Genomic DNA, 20,293 nt, shown 5'->3' with positions numbered 1-20,293 from the left:
TGCGCACCTGTATGAGCTCACGTACACGCACCACGGTCAGCTTGCCGGCCGATCTCGTCGCCCATGCCCGCGCCGCCTCCGGCGGGAACCTGTCGGCCTACATCGAGCACGCGCTCAGGGCCCAGCAGCTGCGTGACGCGGCGCCCGCTGTGCGCGCCTGGCGTGAGCGGGCAGCGAACGACACGGAGGAGCTTGCCGACACCTTCGGTGAGGATGTCGCGTGATGCCCGTTGGCCCGCGGCCAGGTTTGGCGTGTTCAGCTGGCGACCAAGAGCCGGGCGGTGGTCATCGTCGAGTCGGACGCCTTGACGCCCTGCGCGGCACCGCAGTGTGCATGATGATTGACGAGACTCATGGCGCCCCGGACACCGTCGTCACCATCCCCGTGACCCATCCCCTGCGTGGCACCGCCGTCGCCGTCGACCTCACCGCCCTCACCGAGAAGCGCCTGACCGCCGGCGAGTTCCTCGGCACCATCGAGGCCAAGACCATGGACCGAATCTCCGCCGCACTGCGCGTCACCCTGGATCTCACGTGAATTGTGGCGAGGCCCTCGCCTCTCGCACGATGCGGCATCGCTGAACCGGTACCAGTGCGCGCCGGACCGGCTGGTCGCTCAACTCCGTTGACTGTGCCCGAGGACGGAGGCCGCGAGCCCTTTCACAGGGCGCACATAGTTAGGGTGTTGGCCATGTTCATGCCCTCCAACGCTCTCAGTGGGAGCCGTCGGCATCGCCTGGTCATGGGGTCGATCCTCACGCCGTTCCTGACCCTGGCAGGCGTGGCGCTGAGTGCCACGGCGGTCAGTATGTCCGAGCGGCCTTGGCCGTTGATCGGCTTCGGCTCGGCTGCGCTGTCGGCGTACGCGGTCGCCTGGTGGTGCGCCCGCTACTGGTACGCGGCCTTCCGGGAGGGACGGTCCTCGCAGCCCGTGCCCGAACCCCACTCGTGGCCCTGGGGGCTGCCCCCGGTCGTGGTCGGTGGGGCCTTCGCCGCCACCGGCATCGGCGCTGTGCAGGACGGGAAGACGGCAGCAGCGGCCATCAGCCTGGTGCTCGCTGCCGTGCTCCTCAGTCCCGTGGCAGTCCTCCTCGTCGTGGGGGTGTACGCCCGGCGCGAGAGGCTCTCCCGCCCCAGCACACCGACCTCCGGGCCTGTGCCGCACCGGCCATATCGAGCCTGGGGATCGATCGACCGTCCGTAGCGGACTTCGGACTTCGGCCAGCGAGAAGCCCCATCGTGTTCGCACGATGGGGCAGCCCTGGCGGTCAGACGGTGCCGAGTTCGCCGGTCTTGACGCCCGTGATGAAGGTGGTGAAGGCGTTGGCGGGGAGGTTGAGGACGGGGCCTGTTCGGTTTTTGGAGTCGCGGACGGGGACGGTGCCGTGTGCGGTGGCGAGGTTGGTGGCGACCTCCACGCATTGGCCGCCGTTTCCGCTGTAGGAGGACTTGAGCCAGCGCGGGTTTTCGGTCGTCACGGGGTGCCTCCGAAGGCTTCGACCTTGACGCTGGTGATGAAGGCGGCGAAGGAGGCGGCCGGAATGTTGAGGGCGGGGCCGCTTGGGTTCTTGGAGTCGCGGATGGGGACCACGCCGTTTGCGGTGGCGAGATTGGTGGCGACCTCAATGCAGGCGCCGCCGTTGTCGCTGTACGAGGACTTGAGCCAGTGGGGGGTTTCGGTCGTCACGGGGTGCCTCCGAAGTTTTCAGCCTTGACGCTGGTGATGAAGGCGGTGAAGGAGGCGGCCGGAATGTTGAGGGCGGGGCCGGTGGGGTTCTTCGAGTCGCGGATGGGGACGACGCCGTCTGAGGCGGCGAGGTTTGCGGCGACCTCCACGCAGGCGCCGCCGTTGCTGCTGTAGGAGGACTTGTACCAACGCGGGGTTTCGGTAGTCACGGGGTGCCCTTTCGCAACTGATTGATCGCGGCCACAGATGCCGCTTGCGAGGCTGCTTCGGCCTGTAACTGATGGTAGGCCGTCAACAGGGGCTGTACGAACTTCGTATCACGCTCCAGTCGCCCTTGCTGCGCTGACTCGGCGTATGACATCAGCGAGCGGTCCGGCATCGTCAGGATGTAGACCGGCAGATCGAAAGCGCGCCGTTCGCCGAGATCGTATGGAGCCAGTTGGAAGACGGTGGAGGGCAGCTCGGCAAACGCGGCGAGTCGGTCCAGTTGGGCCGCCATGACTTGGGGGCCGCCGACCACTCGGCGAATGCAGCTCTCGTCCAGAACTGCGTAGATCAGCGGCGTGGGAGTGCGTTCCAGGGACGCCTGCCGCTTGGCGAGCAGAGTCAGTCGTTCCTCTGCCTGCTGCTCCGTGATTGCTCCCCGTCGCACGGCACCCGAGGTGATGGCGGCTGCGTACTCCGGCGTCTGGAGCAGACCCGGAACGATTCCCAGCTCAAAGAGCCTGATCTCTATTGCGCGCGCCTCATGTGCGACGTACTCCGGGAACCCCTCTAGCAAACCGGTGTGGCGTACTGCCCGACTTTCACGTTCGAGCAGAGTGCCGGTCCCGAGCGCCTTGTCAGCGCTCTGCGCAAACCGGAGAGTTGGGGATCTGCGACCAGTTTCGACGGCGGAGATGTGCGTCCCGGAATAGCCCATCCGGTCCGCCAAGTCATCCTGAGTCCAGCCGCGCTGCTCCCGCAACGTGCGCAAACGCTGCCCGAAGGCCGCTCCTGGTGACCTTTCGGGGTCCAACTCTTTTCGGTTCAACAGCTATCTCCCAACTCTCCATTCAAATGGCGCAAGTTGAAGACAGCAACACCCTAGGCCACGCTGAATCCCCTTGGTAGTCACAGGGCTACGGAGAGGAGTAGTCGTGACCGGAAAGTGCGACTCACCAGGCCGGGTCGGCGAGGCCGTGACCGCCACGCCCCCGCGTAGAGCTGACATCGAGCAGCTTCAGGCCGCGTACCTGATGCACCGCCAGGAGTGCCGCACCTGTACGCGCAGGCGGTCGTGTGCGATGGGGCGGCAGTTGGAGGAGGCAAGTCGCGTATCGGAGGCGGCATCGTGAGCGTGAAGGACAGCGCTGCCTGCGCGGAATGCGCCCGGCTGGAGCGTGAGCGGGAAGCGGCGCGCGTGGTGGGGGATTGGAGCAGGGTCAGCGACTGTGTCGTACTGCTGCGGCGGCATCCGGAGCACCGGAGGAAGTCGGTGGTGCGTACGTGACCCGCGTGACTTTCCGGCTCCGTGAGTTCCGGCTGGTGCCGGATACGGAGCCGGACGCCGAGCCGGTGACCTTCACCATGCAGTGCGCCGTCTGCGACCAGACCGCCTCCCCACATACCAGCCAGTCGGTACCCCACAACTGGGTCACCCGCCATCTGAAGGAGAACCCGGAGCACCTCACCTACCGGGAGATCATCACGCGCCCGTACCGGTTCGAACCGGGGGCGTGGCTGTGACTGATCCCCGAAACGAACACCCCTTGGCCGACGACCTGAAGAAGCCCTGTCAGCACGAAGTGCCGCGAGGGGCGAAGCACTGCACGAAGTGCAAGAAAAGGATCTACCTGTGAGGGGAGGGGCTCCACCGGCGGTCAGGGGCCGCCCGGACAGCGGATGTCACCTTCAGGTGCCCCGTCTCGTCGCAGAAGTGGACACTCAACAGTCGCTCTCGCCAAGAAGGAGACCTTCGTGTTCACCGCCTACCTCGTGGTCACCCTTCTCACCTCCGTCGCCAACGGTTCGGCCGCCATCGCCAACTTCATCGGCCACGACTACCCCAAGAGCCAGGCGGACAAGTTGCGCGTGCCCCGGTCGTGGATGCTTCCACTGGGCGCGTTGCTGGGGACGGGCGCGCTGGGGCTGTTGGCCGGGTTTGCCGTGCCGGTGCTGGGGATGCTCTCCGCCGCCGGTCTCGTGCTGTACTTCGTCGGTGCGTTCTGTGCCCATGTGCGGGTGCATGACCGGCAGTTGGGACCGTGGGCTGTGTTCTTCTGTCTGGCGGTGGCCGCCCTGGCTCTGAACCTGGCCCACCACGGTTCCTGGTAATGCGGGAGCCGGGCCCCGAAGGGGCGCGGGGAACTGCGCGAGAAACGACAACCAACCCGCGGCTCTGCGGGACCGAGCAAGGGGCACCCCTCTACTTCAGGCACTCCGTGCGGCGGTCGCAACCAGCAGACGGCACCGCGGGGAGCCGTCCGCCCGGCGGCCCAGTTCGGGGAGGGGCCGCAATGACACGTCGAAGCCCGCGGCAAGCAGATCGCGGTGGACTTCGGCCAGTGGCCAGGTGCGGTAGTACATGACGAAGCGGGGCCGCCAGACGGCGTTGCGTACGCGCATCGCGGCATCGAATCCGAGCAGCGTCCAGTACGCCGCCGTACCGGGGCGCGGCGGGGCAGCCATGGGGAATGCGAACGTGCCGCCGTCGCGGAGGACTTCGCGGATCCGTGCGAACAGGCGGGGGCGCTCGGCGGGCAGGAAGTGGCCGAACGCGCCGAAGCTGACCACCAGATCGAAGGTGCCAGGGCGGAACGGTGGTGCCAGCGCATCGCCCCGTACCCAGTGCGGGGCGGGGTCGGGCGCGGTCGCGTACCGGTAACGGGCCTCCGTCAGCATGCCCGCGCTGAAGTCGAGGCCCACCGTCCGGCCCGTGCACACCTCGCGGAGCACACGGGTGCCGGCGCCGGTGCCGCAGCACAGGTCGAGCCCGTCGGTGAACGGGCCGATCGTCTTCAGGGCGTGGGTGGTGGCGTCCAGGACGCTGTCCGGGGTCCGGTACTGCGTGTGGTCGAACTTCGGGGCCAGCAGGTCGTAGCCCCGCTGTACGGAGGAGAGCGCCTGGCGCGCCAGTTCGGAGAGGGTGGGCCGCTCGCTACTCATGGTGTCCCCACTGTATGCGGCCCCCTCTCGGAAGAGATCACCGCTTGGCGGCGGCCCGCAGATACTCGCGGTTCATCGCGGCGATCGACGGCATGGGGATGCCCTTGGGGCAGGCCGTGGCGCACTCCCCGGCCAGTGTGCAGCCGCCGAAGCCCTCGGCGTCCATCTGCTCCACCATTCCGAGCACCCGGCTCTCGCGCTCGGGGGCGCCCTGCGGCAGCACGTTGAGGTGGTTCACCTTGGCGGAGGTGAACAGCATGGCCGAGCCGTTCGGGCAGGCGGCCACGCAGGCGCCGCAGCCGATGCACTCGGCGTGCGTGAAGGCGGCGTCCGCCACGGGCTTCGGCACGGCGGTGGAGTGCGCCTCCGGCGCGGCCCCGGTCGGCGCCGTGATGTAGCCGCCGGCACCGATCACCCGGTCGAACGCCGACCGGTCGACGACCAGGTCCCGTACGACGGGGAAGGCCGCGGCCCGCCAGGGCTCGATGTCGATGGTGTCGCCGTCGGTGAAGTGCCGCATGTGCAGCTGGCAGGTGGTGGTGCGTTCGGGCCCGTGGGCCTGCCCGTTGATGACCATGCCGCAGGCGCCGCAGATGCCTTCCCGGCAGTCGTGGTCGAAGGCGACGGGCTCCTCGCCGCGCTCGATCAGCGTCTCGTTGAGGGTGTCGAGCATCTCCAGGAACGACATGTCGGGGGAGATGTCCGCCACCTCGTAGGTGTGCATCTCGCCGTCCGCCGAGGCGTCCGGCTGGCGCCAGATCCGAAGGGTCAGGTTCACGTGTAGCTCCGCTGGGTGGGGTGGACGTACTCGAAGTGGAGGGCCTCCTTGTGCAGCACGGGGGCCTCGCCGACGCCGGTGAACTCCCAGGCGGCGGCGTAGCAGAACTCCTCGTCCTTGCGCGCCGCCTCGCCGTCGGCCGTACGGGACTCCTCGCGGAAGTGGCCGCCGCACGACTCGCTGCGGTGCAGTGCGTCCAGGCACATCAGCTCGGCCAGCTCCAGATGGTCGGCGACCCGGTTGGCCTTCTCCAGGGACTGGTTGAGCGCCTCGCCGGAGCCGGGCACCCTGATCCGCCGCCAGAACTCGGCGCGCAGCTCGGGGATCCGCTCCAGCGCCTTGCGCAGCCCCTCCTCCGTACGGGACATTCCGCACTCGTCCCACATCAGCTCGCCGAGTTCGCGGTGGAAGGAGTCGGGGGAGCGGTCGCCGTTGTTGGACAGCAGGGCGTAGAGCCGGTCGGTGACGGCGAACACCGCCTCGTGGACGGCCGGATGGTCCGGATCGACGTCCTGGTGCGGATGGCGGGCCAGATAGTCGCCCAGCGTCGCCGGGAGCACGAAGTAGCCGTCGGCCAGGCCCTGCATCAGCGCGGAGGCACCGAGCCGGTTGGCGCCGTGGTCGGAGAAGTTGGCCTCCCCGATGGCGAAGAGGCCGGGGATGGTGGTCATCAGGTCGTAGTCGACCCACAGCCCGCCCATCGTGTAGTGGATGGCGGGATAGATGCGCATCGGACGGGTGTACGGGTCCTCGGCGGTGATCCGCGCGTACATCTCGAAGAGGTTGCCGTACTTCTCCTCGACGGCCGCCCGGCCCAGCCGGGCGATGGCGTCCGCGAAGTCGAGATAGACCCCCTGGCCGCCGGGGCCCACGCCCCGGCCCTCGTCGCAGACGTTCTTCGCCGCGCGGGAGGCGATGTCGCGGGGGACGAGGTTGCCGAACGAGGGGTAGAGCCGCTCCAGGTAGTAGTCGCGCTCATCCTCGGGGATGTCCTGCGGCGCGCGGTCATCGCCGGCCGCCTTGGGCACCCAGATCCGGCCGTCGTTGCGCAGCGACTCGCTCATCAGCGTCAGCTTGGACTGGTGGTCGCCGGAGCGCGGGATGCAGGTGGGGTGGATCTGGGTGAAGCAGGGGTTGGCGAAGTAGGCACCCCTGCGGTGTGCGCGCCAGACGGCCGTCGCGTTGGAGTTCTTGGCGTTGGTGGAGAGGTAGAAGACGTTGCCGTAGCCGCCGGTCGCCAGCACCACCGCGTCGGCGAAGTAGGTGTCGATGCGGCCCGTCAGCAGATCGCGGGCGACGATGCCGCGGGCCCGCCCGTCGATGACGATCAGATCCAGCATCTCCGTGCGGGGGTGCATCTCCACGTTCCCGACGGCGACCTGCCGCGAGAGCGCCTGGTAGGCGCCGAGCAGCAGCTGCTGGCCCGTCTGGCCGCGGGCGTAGAAGGTGCGGGAGACCTGGACGCCGCCGAACGAGCGGGTGTCCAGCAGCCCGCCGTATTCGCGGGCGAACGGCACGCCCTGCGCCACGCACTGGTCGATGATCTCGGTGGAGATCTCCGCCAGCCGGTGCACGTTGGACTCGCGGGAGCGGAAGTCACCGCCCTTGACGGTGTCGTAGAAGAGCCGGTGGGTCGAGTCGCCGTCGTTGCGGTAGTTCTTCGCCGCGTTGATGCCGCCCTGCGCCGCGACGGAGTGGGCGCGGCGTGGGGAGTCCTGGTAGCAGAACTGGACGACGTGGTACCCCGCCTCCGCCAGTGTGGCCCCCGCCGAGCCGCCCGCAAGACCGGTGCCGACGACGATGACGGTGTGCTTGCGGCGGTTGGCCGGATTGACCAGCTTCGCCTCGAACCGGCGCCGGTTCCACCGCTCGGCGATGGGCCCGTCGGGCGCCTTGGTGTCGGCGACGGGATCGCCGGTGCGGTAGCTCTGGTAAGGGGTGCTCATTTCACGACTCCCGTCATGACGCCGAGGGGTACGGAGAGGAAGCCGGCGGTGATGACCAGCGCGAGGACGGTGGCCCCGCCCTTGAGCAGGCGGGCGGTACCGGGTCGGGTCACCCCGAGGGTCTGGGCGGCGCTCCAGAAGCCGTGCCGGATGTGCAGGCCGACCGCGAGCATGGCGACGATGTAGATGACGTTCGCGTACCAGTTCTGGAACCCGGCGACGATGTTCTCGTACGGGTGGCCCTCCTGGCCGCGCGGATTCACCGTTCCGGTCGTCAGATCGAGGACGTGCCAGACGATGAACAGCGCCAGGATGATCCCGCCCCAGCGCATGGTGCGGGTCGCGTAGCTCGCTTGGCGCCGCTGGTGCCGGTACTTGACGGGGCGTGCCGCGATGTCGCGCCTGCTGAGCTGGTAGGCACTGACGCCGTGCAGCACCACGGCCGCGAGCAGCACCACACGTGCGATCCACAGGAACCAGCCGTGGCGCAGCAACGGCTCCCCGAAGGTGCGCAGCCAGTGCGCGTACCCGTTCATCTCCTCGGGGCCGAAGAAGACCTTCAGGTTGGCGAACATGTGGACGAGCAGATAGGCCAGCATCAGCAGCCCGCTGACCGCCATGACCGTCTTCTTGCCGATCGTGGAGCCCCACAGGGTGCGCAGGAAGCCGCCCCGCGGTGGCCTGGCCGGCGGGCGGAGGCCGGGCTTTCCAGGGCTCTGGGAGGTGGGAGTGCGCGTAACCGTCGCCATGGCCATGAAAGGTAGGGACGGAACCCGGCATCCGTCCAAGACATAGAACGGCTGCGCACGATAGGGCATGCCTATTGCCGAGCCGTATGCTTGCCGTATGCAGCTACAGCAGCTCCGCTACTTCGTGGCCGTCGCCGAGACCCGCCACTTCACCCGGGCCGCCCAGCGTGAGCACGTCGCCCAGCCCTCGCTCTCCCAGCAGATCCGGTCCCTGGAGCGGGAGTTGGGCGCGGAGCTCTTCCACCGGGCACGCGGCCACATCTCGCTCACCGACGCGGGTGAGGCCCTGCTGCCGCTGGCCCGGCGGGTGCTTGCCGACACCGAGACGGCACGCCGCGAGGTGCAGGAGGTGGCGCAGCTGCGGCGCGGCCGGGTGCGGCTGGGGGCGCCGCCGAGCCTGTGCGCCAGCCTGGTCCCGGATGTGCTGCGCGCCTTCCACGACCGGTACCCCGGCGTGGAGCTGGTCGTCCACGAGGACGGCTCCCAGGATCTGGTGCGGGTGCTGGCGGCGGGCGAGCTGGACCTGGCGCTGATCATCACCCCGCTGGCGGGCCAGGGGCCGGTGCTCACCACGGCGGAGCTGCTGAGCGAGGAACTGGTCGTCGTCTCGTCCCCCGACGCGCCGGCGCCGGTGCGCCGCTCCCGGATCCGCGTCGCGGACCTGCGCGACCGCCCGCTGGCGATGTTCCGGCGCGGGTACGACCTGCGGGAGCTGACCGTCGCCGCGTGCCGGGACGCGGGCTTCGAACCCGCCTTCGCCGTGGAGGGCGGCGAGATGGACGCTGTCCTCGGCTTCGTCCGCGCGGGCCTCGGGCTGGCCGTCGTCCCCAGCATGGTCGCCGCCCGCTCCGGCCTGCGGGTCACCCGCTTCGCCGCACCGGGACTGCACCGCACCATTTCGGTTGCCCACCGCAGCGATGTCTCCCCGCCCCGCGCAGCGCGGGAGCTTCAGCAGATCATTGCGGAGAGGCTGGTCGGCGGCTCCTGAGTGCCCCGCATGGGGGCTGCGCTTGCCCACCCTGCGCCCCGTCAGGGGCGCGGGGAACTGCGCGACAAGCCACGACGCACCAGCAGTCCGCAAGCGTCGGACAGGGGCACCCCCTCAGCGAGGCGCCGTCGCCGCGTCAGCGATCCGCTGGGCCATCGGCGACGGATCGGCGCCCAGCCGCACAGGCGTGAACGCCCAAACAAGGCGGCGCTGTTGGTCGCGGGTGGAAAACACCCCCGCGGCGTACCCGTACTGCTCGCCCGTCTTGCCCCACAGGGTGACCCCGTTCACCGTGACCGTCTGCAGCCCGGCGCTGTACCGCGCGGGGCTCCCGTCGAGCATCCGTACATGCCGCGGCGGCAGCGTGAACATCCGCCGCAGCTGCCGCTCCGGCAGCACCGCGCCGGAGAACAGCGCGGACAGGAAACGGTGCAGGTCACCGGTGCTGGTGACGATCTCACCGTCCGCGTGCGAGATCGACATGTCGAACTCGGTGACATCCGCCGGCGAGCCGTCGCTCAGCTCCAGACAGCCGTGCATGTGCGGCCCGCGGATGCGCCGCGGGTTGCCTTCCGCCGAGGGGAACGAGGTGTGCCCCAGCCGCAGCGGACGCAGGATGCGGTCCCGGATCTCGATGCCGTACGGCCGGCCCGTCACCTGCTCGATGACCAGCGCCGCCAGTACGTAGTTGATGCCGCGGTACTCCTGCTTGGTGCCCGGGCGGAACTTCGGCTTGCCGCCGGTGACCGTCGCCACGATCTGCTGCGGCGTCCACCGGTCGAACCGGTGTCGCAGTACGGCCTCCGGGGTGCTCATGTCCGGCAGCCCGACGTGGTCGGGCAGCCCGCTGGTGTGGTTGAGGAGCTGCGCCACGGTGATCGCGCCGAACCGCTCCGGCAGCAGATCGGGGAGGTAGTGCCGTACGGGGGCCTCCAGCCTCAACCGCCCCTCGTCGGCGAGTTGGAGCGCGGCCGTTGCCACGAACGCCTTGGTGACGCTGCCCGCACGTACCTTGTCGTTCAGCCCGACGGGCCGTCCGGTGGCCGGGTCCGACACCCCCGAGGTGCCGTACCACCGTCCGGCCGAGCCGCTGACCCGAAGCTGGACCCCGGAGGCGCGAGGGTGGGCCAGATCGTCGATGGCAGCGCGCAGCGCGCGGGCGTCGGGCGGAGGCAGCGTGGGGCGCCCGGCCCGGCCTTCGCTGTCGGCGACCGCGACCGGCACCGGTGTACCGAGGGTGGCGACCGCCGCGCCGGAGAGCACCCCCGCCAGTAGGGTCCGGCGGGAGGGGGCGTGGGGGGTGGACTTACGGCTGGGGGAGAGCGGTAAGGAAGTCATGACTCCACCTTCGCGGCCCGGCGCCTTCCCTCCATCCGGGAACACCCTGACCCGTCCCCTTACCGGTCCCTGCCCCGTCCCGGGGGCGCCGCCCGGGCGCCAAGTGGGGGCTCACGCCCCAAAAACAGCTACAGGCCCAGATTCGCCTGGGTCAGACGGGCGAGGGCATCCTTGTCACCGTCCAGCTCCACATCGGCGTGCTCCTGCCGGCCGAAGGCGAACAGCAGCAGCTCCGAGGGGGCGCCGACGGCGGTGACGACAGGCGTGCCGCGGTTGGCGACGGCCGTCTGCCCGTTGGGCCGCCGCAGCACCAGGCCGACCGGCGACTTGCGGCCGTACATCCGGGCCGCGGTCTCCAGGCGCCGCCACAGCGCGTCCTCGAAGACGGGGTCCAGCTCGCGCGGGGTCCAGTCGGGCTGCGCGCGGCGTACGTCCTCGGCGTGGACGAAGAACTCCACCGTGTTGGCCGCCTCGTCCACCTGCTTGAGCGCGAAGGGCGACATCCGCGGCGGTCCGGAACGGATGAGCTGGACGAGTTCGTCGTACGGCTTGGCCGCGAACTCGCCCTGAACCCGCTCCAGCCGGGCCGCCAGCTGCTTGATCAGCAGGCCGCCCGCCGCGTCGCTGCGGCGCTCCCGTACGACGATGTGCGCGGCCAGGTCCCGGGTCTTCCACCCCTCGCACAGGGTGGGGGCCTCGGGGCCGTGCGTCTCCAAGAGATCGGCGAGCAACAGGCGTTCACGCTTCGCATGGGTCGACATGCCTGCAAGCGTACGGCGGGCACGAGGACAGCGGGGCGCTGTGGGTGTGCGGGCGTGTGCGCGGCGTGTCCGGCGGCCTGTACGGGCATGCGGCGTCGTAGGGAGAGGCGTGGCGGTGCGGGACAATGGAGCCATGTCCCAGGAGACCACTCTCGACCCTGCCGTCGCCGCCCGGCTCAAGCGCAACGCGGACGGGCTGGTGCCCGCCGTCGCCCAGCAGTACGACACCGGGGAGGTGCTGATGCTGGGATGGATGGACGACGAGGCGCTGCGCCGCACGCTCACCTCCGGGCGGGCCACCTACTGGAGCCGGAGCCGCGGCGAGTACTGGGTCAAAGGCGACACCTCCGGGCATGTGCAGTGGGTCAAGTCCGTGGCGCTCGACTGCGACGCGGACACGGTGCTGGTGAAGGTCGACCAGATCGGCGCCGCCTGTCACACGGGCAGGCGGACCTGCTTCGACGCCGACGTGCTGCTGCCGGCGGACCAGTAGGGTGAGGGCCCATGACGGCGCCTGACCTCGCAACTTTCCGCACGCTCGCCAAGGACCGGCGGGTCATCCCGGTGACCCGCCGCCTGCTGGCGGACGGCGACACCCCCATCGCCCTGTACCGCAAGCTCGCTCGGGAGCGCCCCGGCACCTTCCTGCTGGAGTCCGCGGAGAACGGCCGTACCTGGTCGCGGTACTCCTTCATCGGCGTACGCAGCGACGCCGCGCTGACCGTGCGCGACGGCCAGGCGCACTGGCAGGGCACCCCGCCCGTCGGCGTACCCACCGACGGCGACCCGCTCGCCGCGCTCCGCGAGACGGTCGAAGCCCTGCACACCCCGCGCGACCTGCACCAGGGCAGCGATCTGCCGCCGTTCACCGGCGGCATGGTCGGCTACCTCGGGTACGACATCGTCCAGCGGCTGGAGAAGGTCGGCCACCACCCGGGCACGGTGGACGATCTCGGGCTGCCGGAGCTGACGATGCTGCTCACCTCCGACCTCGCCGTCCTCGACCACCGTGACGGCACGGTGCTGCTCATCGCCAACGCGATCAACCACAACGACCTGGACACCGGCGTCGACGAGGCGCACGCCGACGCCGTACGGCGGCTGGACGCGATGGCCGCCGACCTCGCGCGCCCCGCGCCCGTCGAGCCGGTGGCGCTGCCGCCGTCCGAACTGCCCGTGTTCGAGGCCAGGTCGGGCGGCGCCACGTACCAGGACTGGGTCGAGGACATCAAGGAGCGGATCCGCGGGGGCGAGGCGTTCCAGGTGGTGCCCTCGCAGCGGTTCGAGGCCCGCTGCGAGGCGAGCGCGCTGGACGTCTACCGGGTGCTGCGGGCCACCAATCCGAGCCCGTACATGTATCTGCTGCGCTTCGAGGGCTTCGACATCGTCGGCTCCAGCCCCGAGGCGCTGGTCAAGGTGGAGGACGGCCGCGCGATGATGCACCCCATCGCCGGTACCCGGCCGCGCGGCGCCACCCCGGGCGAGGACACCGCGCTGGCCGAGGAGCTGCTGGCCGACCCCAAGGAGCGGGCCGAGCATCTGATGCTGGTGGACCTGGGCCGCAACGACCTGGGACGGGTCTGCGAGCCGGGCAGCGTCGAGGTCGTCGACTTCATGTCGATCGAGCGCTACAGCCATGTGATGCACATCGTCTCGACCGTCACAGGTCAACTGGCCGAGGACCGTACGGCGTTCGACGCGCTCACCGCCTGCTTCCCGGCCGGCACCCTGTCCGGAGCGCCCAAGCCGCGCGCACTCCAGATCATCGAGGAGCTCGAGCCCACCAAGCGCGGGGTCTACGGCGGCTGTGTCGGATATCTCGACTTCGCGGGCGACTCCGACACCGCCATCGCGATCCGCACCGCGCTGCTGCGCGACGGGACCGCGTACGTCCAGGCCGGTGCCGGTGTCGTCGCCGACTCCGACCCGGCGGCCGAGGACACCGAGTGCGCCAACAAGGCCGCTGCGGTACTGAGGGCGGTCCGTACCGCCGAGCGGCTCGGGGGTAGCGTGGAGGCGTGACTTCTCGAACCCCCGCTCGCGCCGCGCTGGCCGTCGCACTGCTGAGCGGCGCGGTGGGCGCGGCCCTCGCGCTGGTCTCCGCAGGGCAGACGTGGAGCGAGTCCACGGCGAAGTTCGCCCAGGGCGAGGTGCCGGTCAGCGCCGAGGGCGGCGATGTCACCGGTCTGCCCAGCGCACTGGCCCTGGTCGGCCTCGCTGCACTCGTCGCCGTCTTCGCCGTACGCCGCGCCGGGCGCCGTGTCGTCGCAGGGCTGCTCACCCTGTGCGGTGCCGCCGTGCTGGCCTCCGCGCTGCTCGGGGCCGACGACACCGGGGCGCTCGCCGCCGAGGCTGCCAGGACCAGTGGGCTTGCGGACAGTGGTATCGGTGCCGTCTCCGTCACTGCGTGGCCGTACGTCTCGGCGGCGGGCGGCGCGTTGCTGCTGATTGCGGGGCTGTTGGCGCTGCGCTATGGGAGTGGGTGGCCATCGATGTCCGGCAGCGCGCGGTACGAGCGCACTCCGTTGCGGAAGCGTGCCGCCCGCGCGGAGCGGATTGATCCCGATCGGCCCGAGGATTTGTGGAAGGCGCTGGACCGGGGGGAGGACCCCACTCGCGGCACGGCCTGAGGGCGTTTGGCTTTCCGGTGAGGGGGTCCCTGGCTGTGGTGCGCGGGCTGCGGGTGTGCTGTGGCTGGGCGCGCAGTTCCTCGCGCCCCTTCGGGGCGCCTCCCCTGAGCCGCGCCTGACCCCCGCGGTAGCGGGCAGCCGTGGAAGGGGGAGAATAGGCGGCGAACGGGCCGGGTGGCCCCACCTCATGTTGTGACTCAAGGAGCATTCATGGCGCACAGCCACGGACACACCCCGGCCGCCTGGACCGGCTCGATCATCTCCTTCGTCGGTTTCTGCGTCGCCTCCGCCTTCACGGTGCTGGCGCAGCCCGTCGGCGTGGTCGGAGGGCTGGTCGTCATCGGGGCGGGCGCTGTGATCGGCGGCATCATGCGGGCGGCGGGGCTCGGCCAGTCGAAGTCCAAGGGCATGACGGCCGAGCAGGCGCGGGCCCACAAGCTGGCGCACGAGCAGGGGCACCAGCAGAGCCGCGCCGAGGCGCACTCCTGAACCGACGGCAGAACGCCGCGACGGTGCGGCACCGCCTCCTCGGCGTGGTGCCGCGGCTGGCCGCGCCCCTCGGCACCCTCGCCGTGGCGGGCGCGGCCTTCGGCTATGTGGCCGCCGTCGACCCCAATCAGCCGGGCCACTACCCGGCCTGCCCCTTTCTGACTGTCACCGGGCTGTACTGCCCCGGCTGTGGCGGGCTGCGCAGTGCGCACGCCGTCGCCCACGGGGACCTGGTCACGGCGCTGGGCGCCAACGCGCTCGCCGTTCTGCTCTTCGCTGGCCTCGCGCTGGGCTGGCTCCACTGGAGCGCCCGCGCGGTACGGGCCCGCGCGTACTCCCTCCCGGTACGCCTCCGGGCCTGGCACGGGTGGGCCGCCGGGGCGCTGCTGGTGCTCTTCACGGTTGTCCGGAATACGCCCCTCGGCAGCGGGCTGACTCCCTGACCGGTCCCGCCCGGACGGCCACCGGGGCGGTGATTTGTCCGCTATATGGGACCGTGTGCAACCGGATGCGAGACCTCCGCGCCGCGGCGGATACCATCACAGTGCCCCACCCCAGCCAGCAAGGAGGCCGCTCGGTGAGTGTGCTCGACGAGATCATCGAAGGCGTGCGTGAGGACCTCGCCGAGCGGCAGGCGCGCGTCAGCCTCGAGGAGCTCAAGGAGCGCGCGGCCCAGGCGCCCCAGGTCAAGGACGGGCTCGCGGCGCTCAAGGGCGACAGTACGGCCGGAGTGCGGGTGATCTGCGAGGTCAAGCGCTCCAGCCCGTCGAAGGGCGCGCTGGCGGCCATCGCCGACCCGGCCGGGCTCGCCGCCGACTACGAGGCGGGCGGCGCCGCCGTGATCTCCGTCCTCACCGAACGCCGCCGCTTCGGCGGCTCGCTGGCCGACCTCGAGGCCGTACGCGCCCGCGTCGACATCCCCGTCCTGCGCAAGGACTTCATCTTCTCCTCCTACCAGCTGTGGGAGGCCCGCGCGCACGGCGCCGACCTCGTGCTGCTGATCGTCGCCGCGCTGGAGCAGGAGGCGCTCGTCTCCCTGATCGAGCGCGCCGAGTCCATCGGACTCACCCCGCTGGTCGAGGTGCACGACGAGGAGGAGGCCGAGCGGGCGCTGGAGGCCGGGGCGAAGATCATCGGCGTCAACGCGCGGAACCTGAAGACCCTCGAGGTGGACCGGAGCAACTTCACCCGGATCGCCCCCGAGATCCCCGACCACGTCGTCAAGATCGCCGAGTCCGGCGTCCGCGGCCCGCACGATCTGATCGCGTACGCGAACGAGGGGGCCGACGCCGTTCTGGTGGGGGAGTCGCTGGTCACCGGCAAGGACCCGAAGACCGCGGTCTCCGATCTCGTCGCCGCGGGCGCCCACCCGGCGCTGCGGCACGGCGGGAGGGGCTGACGCTCCATGGCCGCCACCGTCGTCTCCCTGTGCTCCCTCGCGCTGGCGCGTGGGTGCCGGCCGCGTGGGTGCCGGGCGCCCGCGCGGCGCGTGCGGGGACGGTCGGTCCGGTATCACATCGGGTGCGAGCCGGGTGTGATCCGCGGCCGTCGATGGCGCTGACCTTCCCCCTCGCTCCCGTGCCCGACTGAGGGGGCACCCCTGTCTCCACCGAGGGGGCGCCTCCGACCAGGGGCGGGCTGCGAGCCGGGGACAGAGCCGTCACGTCAGCCCATAGCCAAGGAGCACTGTCGGTATGTCCGACTACTTCATTCCCGACCCGGAGGGTCAAAGCCCCAGCGCTGCCGGATATTTCGGCGCGTTCGGCGGCAAGTTCATCCCCGAGGCGCTGGTCGCCGCGGTCGACGAGGTGGCCGCCGAGTACGAGAAGGCGAAGGCGGACCCCGCCTTCGCCGCCGAGCTCGACGAGCTGCTCGTCAACTACACCGGCCGGCCCAGCGCCCTCACCGAGGTGCAGCGGTTCGCCGAGCACGCGGGCGGCGCCCGCGTCTTCCTCAAGCGCGAGGACCTCAACCACACCGGCTCGCACAAGATCAACAACGTGCTGGGCCAGGCCCTGCTCACCAAGCGCATGGGCAAGCCCCGCGTCATCGCCGAGACCGGCGCGGGCCAGCACGGTGTGGCCACCGCCACCGCGTGCGCCCTCTTCGGCCTCGAGTGCACCATCTACATGGGCGAGCTCGACACCGAGCGGCAGGCGCTGAACGTCGCCCGTATGCGGATGCTCGGCGCCGAGGTCGTCCCGGTCGCCTCGGGCAGCCGCACGCTCAAGGACGCCATCAACGAGGCGTTCCGCGACTGGGTCGCCAACGTCGAGACCACCCACTACCTGTTCGGCACGGTCGCCGGGCCGCATCCCTTCCCGCAGATCGTCCGCGACTTCCACCGCGTGATCGGCGTCGAGGCGCGGCGGCAGATCCTGGAGCGCACCGGGCGGCTGCCGGACGCCGTCGCCGCCTGCGTGGGCGGCGGCTCCAACGCGATCGGGCTCTTCCACGCCTTCCTGCCGGACACCGGCGTGCGGCTGGTCGGCTTCGAGGCGGCGGGGCACGGCGTGGAGTCCGGTGAGCACGCGGCCACGCTGACCGCGGGCGAGCCGGGCATCCTGCACGGGTCGCGCAGCTACGTCCTGCAGGACGACGAGGGCCAGATCACCGAGCCGTACTCGATCTCGGCCGGGCTGGACTACCCGGGCATCGGCCCCGAGCACGCCTTCCTCAAGGACAGCGGACGCGGCGAGTACCGCCCCGTCACCGACGACCAGGCGATGCGGGCGCTGCGGCTGCTCTCCCGGACCGAGGGCATCATCCCGGCCATCGAGAGCGCGCACGCGCTGGCGGGCGCCCTCGACCTGGGCAAGGAGCTGGGCGAGGAGGGCATCGTGCTGGTGAACCTCTCGGGCCGCGGCGACAAGGACATGGACACGGCCGCGCGGTACTTCGGCCTGCTGGACGGGACGGACGAGAAGGCCGAGGGGGAGCACGCATGAGCGGCACGGGCGGCAACATCGCACTGCTTCAGGAGACCCTGGCGCGGGCCAAGGCCGAGAACCGGGCCGCGCTCGTCGGCTATCTCCCGGCCGGGTTCCCCACCGTCGAGGGCGGCATCGCCGCCTGCACGGCAATGCTGGAGAGCGGCTGCGACGTGGTCGAGGTCGGGCTCCCGCACAGCGACCCGGTGATGGACGGGCCGGTCATCCAGACTGCGGACACCATCGCGCTGGAGGGCGGAGTGCGGATCGCGGACGTACTGCGTACGGTCCGCGAGGCGCACGCCGCCACCGGAAAGCCGGTACTGGTCATGACGTACTGGAACCCCGTCGACCGGTACGGCGCCGAGCGCTTCGCCGAGGAGCTGGCGGCGGCCGGCGGTGCCGGGTGCATCCTGCCCGACCTGCCGGTCGAGGAGTCGGAGGGCTGGCGGAAGGCGGCCGAGCAGGCGGGGCTCGGCACGGTCTTCGTCGTCGCGCCCAGCAGCCAGGACGCACGGCTCGCCCGGATCACCGCCGCCGGCAGCGGCTTCGTGTACGCCGCCTCGCTGATGGGGGTCACCGGAACCCGGGAGTCGGTGGGCAACGAGGCCCGGGAACTGGTGGGCCGGGTGCGGTCCACCACCTCGCTGCCCGTGTGTGTCGGGCTCGGGGTGTCCAACCCTGCGCAGGCCGCTGAGGTCGCCGCCTTCGCGGACGGGGTGATCGTCGGCTCGGCGTTCGTCAAGCGGCTGCTTGCCGCGGACAGTCTCGAGGCGGGCCTCGACGGCGTACGGGAGCTCGCCGCGGTCCTCGCGGAGGGCGTCCGCCGGTAGCGGTTACGGCCCCCCGGCAACGTCCGGGGGGCCATCCCTTTTGGGGGAAAAAGAGTGCTGTGAGCTCATCGAGACGGAGCCCTCTCGTTGGGTCGGACGTGATGAGCCAGAACAGCAATGACGGCGGCAAGCGCTCTGCCCGCGAGCGCCTGCGGGCCGAGCGGGAGCGGGACAAGGCGGCCGAGCGCAGGCGGCGCTCGCTCAAGATGGGCGCGCTGGTCGTCGGCGTACTGGCCGTGGCCACCGGCATCGGCGCCACCGTGGCCGGCCAGAGCGGCGACGAGGCGGGCAGCCAGTCGGCGAAGCCGGTCACGGTGGGGCAGCGCAGCGCCCCGGCCAAGCTCACGGTCTACGAGGACTTCCGCTGCCCGGCGTGCGGCCAGTTCGAGAACGGATTCCGGAGCACGATCAAGAGCCTGCAGCGGGCGGGCAAGCTCAAGGCCGAGTACCACCTGGTGACGCTCATCGACGGCAACATGGGCGGCCGGGGCTCCCGCGAGGCGGCCAACGCGGCGGCGTGCGCCAGGGACAAGGGGAAGTTCGCCGATTACCACGATGTGCTGTACCGCAACCAGCCCGGCGAGGAGAAGGACGCGTTCGCCGACACCGGGCGGCTGATCGAACTGGCCGGGAAGGTGGACGGGTTGGCGGATGCCGGGTTCAAGGAGTGCGTGACCAGCGGTCGGCACGACGACTGGGTGAAGCGCTCCGACGCGGAGTTCCGTAAGTCCGGACACCAGGGGACGCCGACCGTTCTGCTGGACGGCAAGGACATCTTCAGCGACCAGGCGAACCCGTTGACCCCGGAGAGGCTGCGGAAGCTGGTCGCCGCGAAGAGTTAGCCCTCTCTCCCCGGTGCCGGGTGAGGGGGTGCCCCTGGTCGCCGGTTGCGGGCTGCGGGTGGGTTGTGGCTTGTGGGGGCACCTCCCGGCCGGAGGCTGGGGGAGCAGTTCCCCGCGCCCCTGACGGGGCGCGGGGATCAGGCGTTATCCAGCCGTTGTGCGGGCTGATTGTTCGGCGTGGCGCCGGGCACGGTAGCGTCGGGTTCGCCATGGAGACCCTTGCCTTTATCCCCAGTCCATCGGCCGGTGAGATTCACCTCGGGCCGCTCCCGCTGCGCGGTTACGCGCTCTGCATCATCCTCGGCGTCTTCGCCGCGGTCTGGCTCGGCGGGCGCCGGTGGGTCGCGCGGGGCGGGCGGCCGGGTACGGTCGCCGACATCGCCGTGTGGGCCGTACCGTTCGGCCTCGTCGGTGGCCGGCTGTACCACGTCATCACCGACTATCAGCTCTACTTCGGTGAGGGCCGCAACCCCGTCGACGCCCTCCGGATCTGGGACGGCGGGCTGGGCATCTGGGGCGCCATCGCGCTCGGCGCCCTCGGTGCCTGGATCGGCTGCCGCCGTCGTGGCATCGCGCTGCCCGCCTACGCGGACGCGGTGGCGCCGGGCATCGTGCTGGCGCAGGCGCTGGGCCGGTGGGGCAACTGGTTCAACCAGGAGCTGTACGGGCGGCCCACCGATCTGCCGTGGGCCCTCAAGATCGACCCGGAGCACCGGCCGGTCGACACCCCTGATCTGGCGACGTACCACCCGACCTTCCTGTACGAGTCGCTGTGGTGCCTCGGCGTCGCGCTGCTGGTGATCTGGGCGGACCGGCGATTCCGGCTCGGGCACGGCCGGGCGTTCGCGGTCTATGTGGCCGGATACACGGTGGGGCGCTTCTGGACCGAGTACCTGCGGGTGGACGACGCGCACCATGTGCTCGGCATGCGGTTGAACAACTGGACGGCGCTGGTCGTCTTTTTGGCGGCGGTCGTCTACATCGTCGTCTCCGCGAGGAAGCGGCCCGGCCGCGAGGATGTTGTCGAGCCGCACGCTGACGCCGATGGTGCCGAGGCCGCGAATGAGGGGGTCTCCGCGGAGAAGTCCGCCACCTAGCGGGGGCTGCGCCCCGTCAGGGGCGCGGGGAACTGCTCCCCCAGCCTCCGGCCGGGAGGTGCCCCCACTAGCCACGAC

General features: G+C 70.8%; 28 protein-coding genes. 18 read left to right on the top strand and 10 right to left on the bottom strand.

Annotated features, from left to right (window positions below; all coding sequences use genetic code 11):
* The first annotated feature begins 11 nt into the window (after positions 1-11).
* The 3 genes from ACTWP9_RS32795 (at position 12) to ACTWP9_RS32785 (ending at position 1,204) form a co-directional block, all read left to right on the top strand.
* The gene (locus ACTWP9_RS32795; RefSeq protein WP_443249970.1) at positions 12-224 is read left to right on the top strand and encodes a type II toxin-antitoxin system CcdA family antitoxin; all 213 of its coding nucleotides are present in this window, start codon (positions 12-14) and stop codon (positions 222-224) included.
* A 110-nt stretch (positions 225-334) separates the two neighbouring features.
* Positions 335-538, top strand: a complete 204-nt coding sequence (locus tag ACTWP9_RS32790; protein ID WP_443249969.1) for a hypothetical protein — start codon at positions 335-337, stop codon at positions 536-538.
* A 153-nt stretch (positions 539-691) separates the two neighbouring features.
* Entirely contained in the window at positions 692-1,204 is a 513-nt protein-coding gene (locus ACTWP9_RS32785; protein ID WP_443249968.1) for a hypothetical protein, read from the top strand.
* A 64-nt stretch (positions 1,205-1,268) separates the two neighbouring features.
* On the opposite strand, the gene ACTWP9_RS32780 is transcribed toward ACTWP9_RS32785, so the two are convergent.
* From ACTWP9_RS32780 to ACTWP9_RS32765, 4 genes are read right to left on the bottom strand one after another with little or no spacing between them, the layout of a single operon-like run.
* Positions 1,269-1,478, bottom strand: coding sequence for a DUF397 domain-containing protein (locus ACTWP9_RS32780; protein ID WP_443249967.1), 210 nt, complete (start codon positions 1,476-1,478; stop codon positions 1,269-1,271).
* Positions 1,475-1,687, bottom strand: a complete 213-nt coding sequence (locus tag ACTWP9_RS32775; protein ID WP_443249966.1) for a DUF397 domain-containing protein — start codon at positions 1,685-1,687, stop codon at positions 1,475-1,477. The genes ACTWP9_RS32780 and ACTWP9_RS32775 overlap by 4 nt, the downstream gene beginning before the upstream one ends.
* On the bottom strand, positions 1,684-1,896 hold the full coding sequence (locus tag ACTWP9_RS32770; RefSeq protein WP_443249965.1) for a DUF397 domain-containing protein: 213 nt from the start codon (positions 1,894-1,896) through the stop codon (positions 1,684-1,686). The genes ACTWP9_RS32775 and ACTWP9_RS32770 overlap by 4 nt, the downstream gene beginning before the upstream one ends.
* The gene (locus tag ACTWP9_RS32765; protein WP_443249991.1) at positions 1,893-2,723 is read right to left on the bottom strand and encodes a helix-turn-helix domain-containing protein; all 831 of its coding nucleotides are present in this window, start codon (positions 2,721-2,723) and stop codon (positions 1,893-1,895) included. Before ACTWP9_RS32765 ends, ACTWP9_RS32770 begins: the two co-directional genes overlap by 4 nt.
* Before the next feature lie 297 nt (positions 2,724-3,020).
* On the opposite strand from ACTWP9_RS32765, the gene ACTWP9_RS32760 reads away from it, so the two are divergent.
* From ACTWP9_RS32760 to ACTWP9_RS32750, 3 genes are all read left to right on the top strand, one after another.
* Entirely contained in the window at positions 3,021-3,179 is a 159-nt protein-coding gene (locus tag ACTWP9_RS32760) for a hypothetical protein (RefSeq protein WP_443249964.1), read from the top strand.
* Entirely contained in the window at positions 3,176-3,415 is a 240-nt protein-coding gene (locus tag ACTWP9_RS32755; protein WP_443249963.1) for a DUF7848 domain-containing protein, read from the top strand. Before ACTWP9_RS32760 ends, ACTWP9_RS32755 begins: the two co-directional genes overlap by 4 nt.
* 231 nt (positions 3,416-3,646) lie before the next feature.
* Positions 3,647-4,003: a DoxX family protein gene (locus ACTWP9_RS32750; RefSeq protein WP_443249962.1), complete on the top strand. Its 357-nt coding sequence runs from the start codon at positions 3,647-3,649 to the stop codon at positions 4,001-4,003.
* A 96-nt stretch (positions 4,004-4,099) separates the two neighbouring features.
* Here ACTWP9_RS32750 and ACTWP9_RS32745 read toward each other — a convergent pair whose 3' ends face one another.
* The 4 genes from ACTWP9_RS32745 to ACTWP9_RS32730 are packed head-to-tail and all read right to left on the bottom strand — an operon-like array spanning position 4,100 to position 8,307.
* Positions 4,100-4,834 carry a class I SAM-dependent methyltransferase gene (locus ACTWP9_RS32745; RefSeq protein WP_443249961.1) on the bottom strand — a complete coding sequence of 245 codons (735 nt, stop codon included), beginning with the start codon at positions 4,832-4,834 and terminating at the stop codon, positions 4,100-4,102.
* 37 nt (positions 4,835-4,871) lie between these two features.
* Positions 4,872-5,612 carry a succinate dehydrogenase/fumarate reductase iron-sulfur subunit gene (locus ACTWP9_RS32740; protein WP_443249960.1) on the bottom strand — a complete coding sequence of 247 codons (741 nt, stop codon included), beginning with the start codon at positions 5,610-5,612 and terminating at the stop codon, positions 4,872-4,874.
* A complete protein-coding gene (locus ACTWP9_RS32735) occupies positions 5,609-7,558 on the bottom strand; it encodes a fumarate reductase/succinate dehydrogenase flavoprotein subunit (RefSeq protein WP_443249959.1) in 1,950 nt (649 codons plus the stop codon). Before ACTWP9_RS32735 ends, ACTWP9_RS32740 begins: the two co-directional genes overlap by 4 nt.
* Complete coding sequence (locus tag ACTWP9_RS32730) at positions 7,555-8,307, bottom strand: succinate dehydrogenase cytochrome b subunit (RefSeq protein WP_443249958.1); 753 nt, start codon at positions 8,305-8,307, stop codon at positions 7,555-7,557. The genes ACTWP9_RS32735 and ACTWP9_RS32730 overlap by 4 nt, the downstream gene beginning before the upstream one ends.
* 97 nt (positions 8,308-8,404) lie before the next feature.
* Here ACTWP9_RS32730 and ACTWP9_RS32725 point away from each other — a divergent pair, with 97 nt between their 5' ends.
* Positions 8,405-9,295, top strand: coding sequence for a LysR family transcriptional regulator (locus ACTWP9_RS32725; protein WP_443249957.1), 891 nt, complete (start codon positions 8,405-8,407; stop codon positions 9,293-9,295).
* Positions 9,296-9,409: 114 nt separating this feature from the next.
* Here the strand turns inward: ACTWP9_RS32725 and ACTWP9_RS32720 are convergent, their stop codons facing one another.
* Together ACTWP9_RS32720 and ACTWP9_RS32715 are read right to left on the bottom strand one after the other, a co-directional pair.
* On the bottom strand, positions 9,410-10,633 hold the full coding sequence (locus ACTWP9_RS32720) for a serine hydrolase domain-containing protein (RefSeq protein WP_443249956.1): 1,224 nt from the start codon (positions 10,631-10,633) through the stop codon (positions 9,410-9,412).
* 128 nt (positions 10,634-10,761) lie between these two features.
* Complete coding sequence (locus ACTWP9_RS32715) at positions 10,762-11,394, bottom strand: TIGR03085 family metal-binding protein (RefSeq protein ID WP_443249955.1); 633 nt, start codon at positions 11,392-11,394, stop codon at positions 10,762-10,764.
* Positions 11,395-11,527: 133 nt separating this feature from the next.
* Here ACTWP9_RS32715 and hisI point away from each other — a divergent pair, with 133 nt between their 5' ends.
* The 11 genes from hisI to lgt all read left to right on the top strand — a co-directional run bounded on the left by hisI (position 11,528) and on the right by lgt (position 20,215).
* Entirely contained in the window at positions 11,528-11,887 is a 360-nt protein-coding gene (gene hisI, locus ACTWP9_RS32710; protein WP_443249954.1) for a phosphoribosyl-AMP cyclohydrolase, read from the top strand.
* 11 nt (positions 11,888-11,898) lie between these two features.
* Complete coding sequence (locus tag ACTWP9_RS32705; protein ID WP_443249953.1) at positions 11,899-13,416, top strand: anthranilate synthase component I; 1,518 nt, start codon at positions 11,899-11,901, stop codon at positions 13,414-13,416.
* Positions 13,413-14,024 (top strand): TIGR02234 family membrane protein, encoded by a 612-nt coding sequence (locus ACTWP9_RS32700; RefSeq protein ID WP_443249952.1) that lies wholly within the window; start codon positions 13,413-13,415, stop codon positions 14,022-14,024. Before ACTWP9_RS32705 ends, ACTWP9_RS32700 begins: the two co-directional genes overlap by 4 nt.
* Positions 14,025-14,234: 210 nt before the next feature.
* Positions 14,235-14,513, top strand: a complete 279-nt coding sequence (locus ACTWP9_RS32695) for an HGxxPAAW family protein (RefSeq protein ID WP_443249951.1) — start codon at positions 14,235-14,237, stop codon at positions 14,511-14,513.
* Between the two features lie 23 nt (positions 14,514-14,536).
* Entirely contained in the window at positions 14,537-14,956 is a 420-nt protein-coding gene (locus ACTWP9_RS32690; RefSeq protein ID WP_443249950.1) for a DUF2752 domain-containing protein, read from the top strand.
* Between the two features lie 134 nt (positions 14,957-15,090).
* Positions 15,091-15,912, top strand: coding sequence for an indole-3-glycerol phosphate synthase TrpC (gene trpC / locus ACTWP9_RS32685; RefSeq protein WP_443249949.1), 822 nt, complete (start codon positions 15,091-15,093; stop codon positions 15,910-15,912).
* 6 nt (positions 15,913-15,918) lie between these two features.
* Positions 15,919-16,074, top strand: a complete 156-nt coding sequence (trpM, locus tag ACTWP9_RS32680; protein ID WP_443249948.1) for a tryptophan biosynthesis modulator TrpM — start codon at positions 15,919-15,921, stop codon at positions 16,072-16,074.
* Positions 16,075-16,207: 133 nt separating this feature from the next.
* A complete protein-coding gene (gene trpB / locus ACTWP9_RS32675; protein ID WP_443249947.1) occupies positions 16,208-17,461 on the top strand; it encodes a tryptophan synthase subunit beta in 1,254 nt (417 codons plus the stop codon).
* Positions 17,458-18,276, top strand: a complete 819-nt coding sequence (trpA, locus tag ACTWP9_RS32670; protein WP_443249946.1) for a tryptophan synthase subunit alpha — start codon at positions 17,458-17,460, stop codon at positions 18,274-18,276. Before trpB ends, trpA begins: the two co-directional genes overlap by 4 nt.
* A 101-nt stretch (positions 18,277-18,377) precedes the next feature.
* Positions 18,378-19,118, top strand: coding sequence for a DsbA family protein (locus tag ACTWP9_RS32665; protein ID WP_443249945.1), 741 nt, complete (start codon positions 18,378-18,380; stop codon positions 19,116-19,118).
* A 209-nt stretch (positions 19,119-19,327) separates the two neighbouring features.
* Positions 19,328-20,215: a prolipoprotein diacylglyceryl transferase gene (gene lgt, locus ACTWP9_RS32660; RefSeq protein WP_443249944.1), complete on the top strand. Its 888-nt coding sequence runs from the start codon at positions 19,328-19,330 to the stop codon at positions 20,213-20,215.
* Positions 20,216-20,293: the final 78 nt, after the last annotated feature.

Source organism: Streptomyces sp. 3N207, from assembly GCF_052246355.1.
GTDB lineage: Bacteria > Actinomycetota > Actinomycetes > Streptomycetales > Streptomycetaceae > Streptomyces.
This window is presented reverse-complemented; position numbering and strand designations above follow the sequence as displayed.

Bases quoted from the DNA above. Each gene is read 5' to 3' on its own strand.
- ACTWP9_RS32795 (WP_443249970.1), top strand. From the start codon at position 12: ATGAGCTCACGTACACGCACCACGGTCAGCTTGCCGGCCGATCTCGTC.
- ACTWP9_RS32790 (WP_443249969.1), top strand. From the start codon at position 335: ATGATGATTGACGAGACTCATGGCGCCCCGGACACCGTCGTCACCATC.
- ACTWP9_RS32785 (WP_443249968.1), top strand. From the start codon at position 692: ATGTTCATGCCCTCCAACGCTCTCAGTGGGAGCCGTCGGCATCGCCTG.
- ACTWP9_RS32745 (WP_443249961.1), bottom strand. From the start codon at position 4,834: ATGAGTAGCGAGCGGCCCACCCTCTCCGAACTGGCGCGCCAGGCGCTC.
- ACTWP9_RS32735 (WP_443249959.1), bottom strand. From the start codon at position 7,558: ATGAGCACCCCTTACCAGAGCTACCGCACCGGCGATCCCGTCGCCGAC.
- ACTWP9_RS32730 (WP_443249958.1), bottom strand. From the start codon at position 8,307: ATGGCGACGGTTACGCGCACTCCCACCTCCCAGAGCCCTGGAAAGCCC.
- ACTWP9_RS32725 (WP_443249957.1), top strand. From the start codon at position 8,405: ATGCAGCTACAGCAGCTCCGCTACTTCGTGGCCGTCGCCGAGACCCGC.
- ACTWP9_RS32720 (WP_443249956.1), bottom strand. From the start codon at position 10,633: ATGACTTCCTTACCGCTCTCCCCCAGCCGTAAGTCCACCCCCCACGCC.
- ACTWP9_RS32715 (WP_443249955.1), bottom strand. From the start codon at position 11,394: ATGTCGACCCATGCGAAGCGTGAACGCCTGTTGCTCGCCGATCTCTTG.
- hisI (WP_443249954.1), top strand. From the start codon at position 11,528: ATGTCCCAGGAGACCACTCTCGACCCTGCCGTCGCCGCCCGGCTCAAG.
- ACTWP9_RS32705 (WP_443249953.1), top strand. From the start codon at position 11,899: ATGACGGCGCCTGACCTCGCAACTTTCCGCACGCTCGCCAAGGACCGG.
- ACTWP9_RS32695 (WP_443249951.1), top strand. From the start codon at position 14,235: ATGGCGCACAGCCACGGACACACCCCGGCCGCCTGGACCGGCTCGATC.
- trpM (WP_443249948.1), top strand. From the start codon at position 15,919: ATGGCCGCCACCGTCGTCTCCCTGTGCTCCCTCGCGCTGGCGCGTGGG.
- trpB (WP_443249947.1), top strand. From the start codon at position 16,208: ATGTCCGACTACTTCATTCCCGACCCGGAGGGTCAAAGCCCCAGCGCT.
- trpA (WP_443249946.1), top strand. From the start codon at position 17,458: ATGAGCGGCACGGGCGGCAACATCGCACTGCTTCAGGAGACCCTGGCG.
- ACTWP9_RS32665 (WP_443249945.1), top strand. From the start codon at position 18,378: ATGAGCCAGAACAGCAATGACGGCGGCAAGCGCTCTGCCCGCGAGCGC.
- lgt (WP_443249944.1), top strand. From the start codon at position 19,328: ATGGAGACCCTTGCCTTTATCCCCAGTCCATCGGCCGGTGAGATTCAC.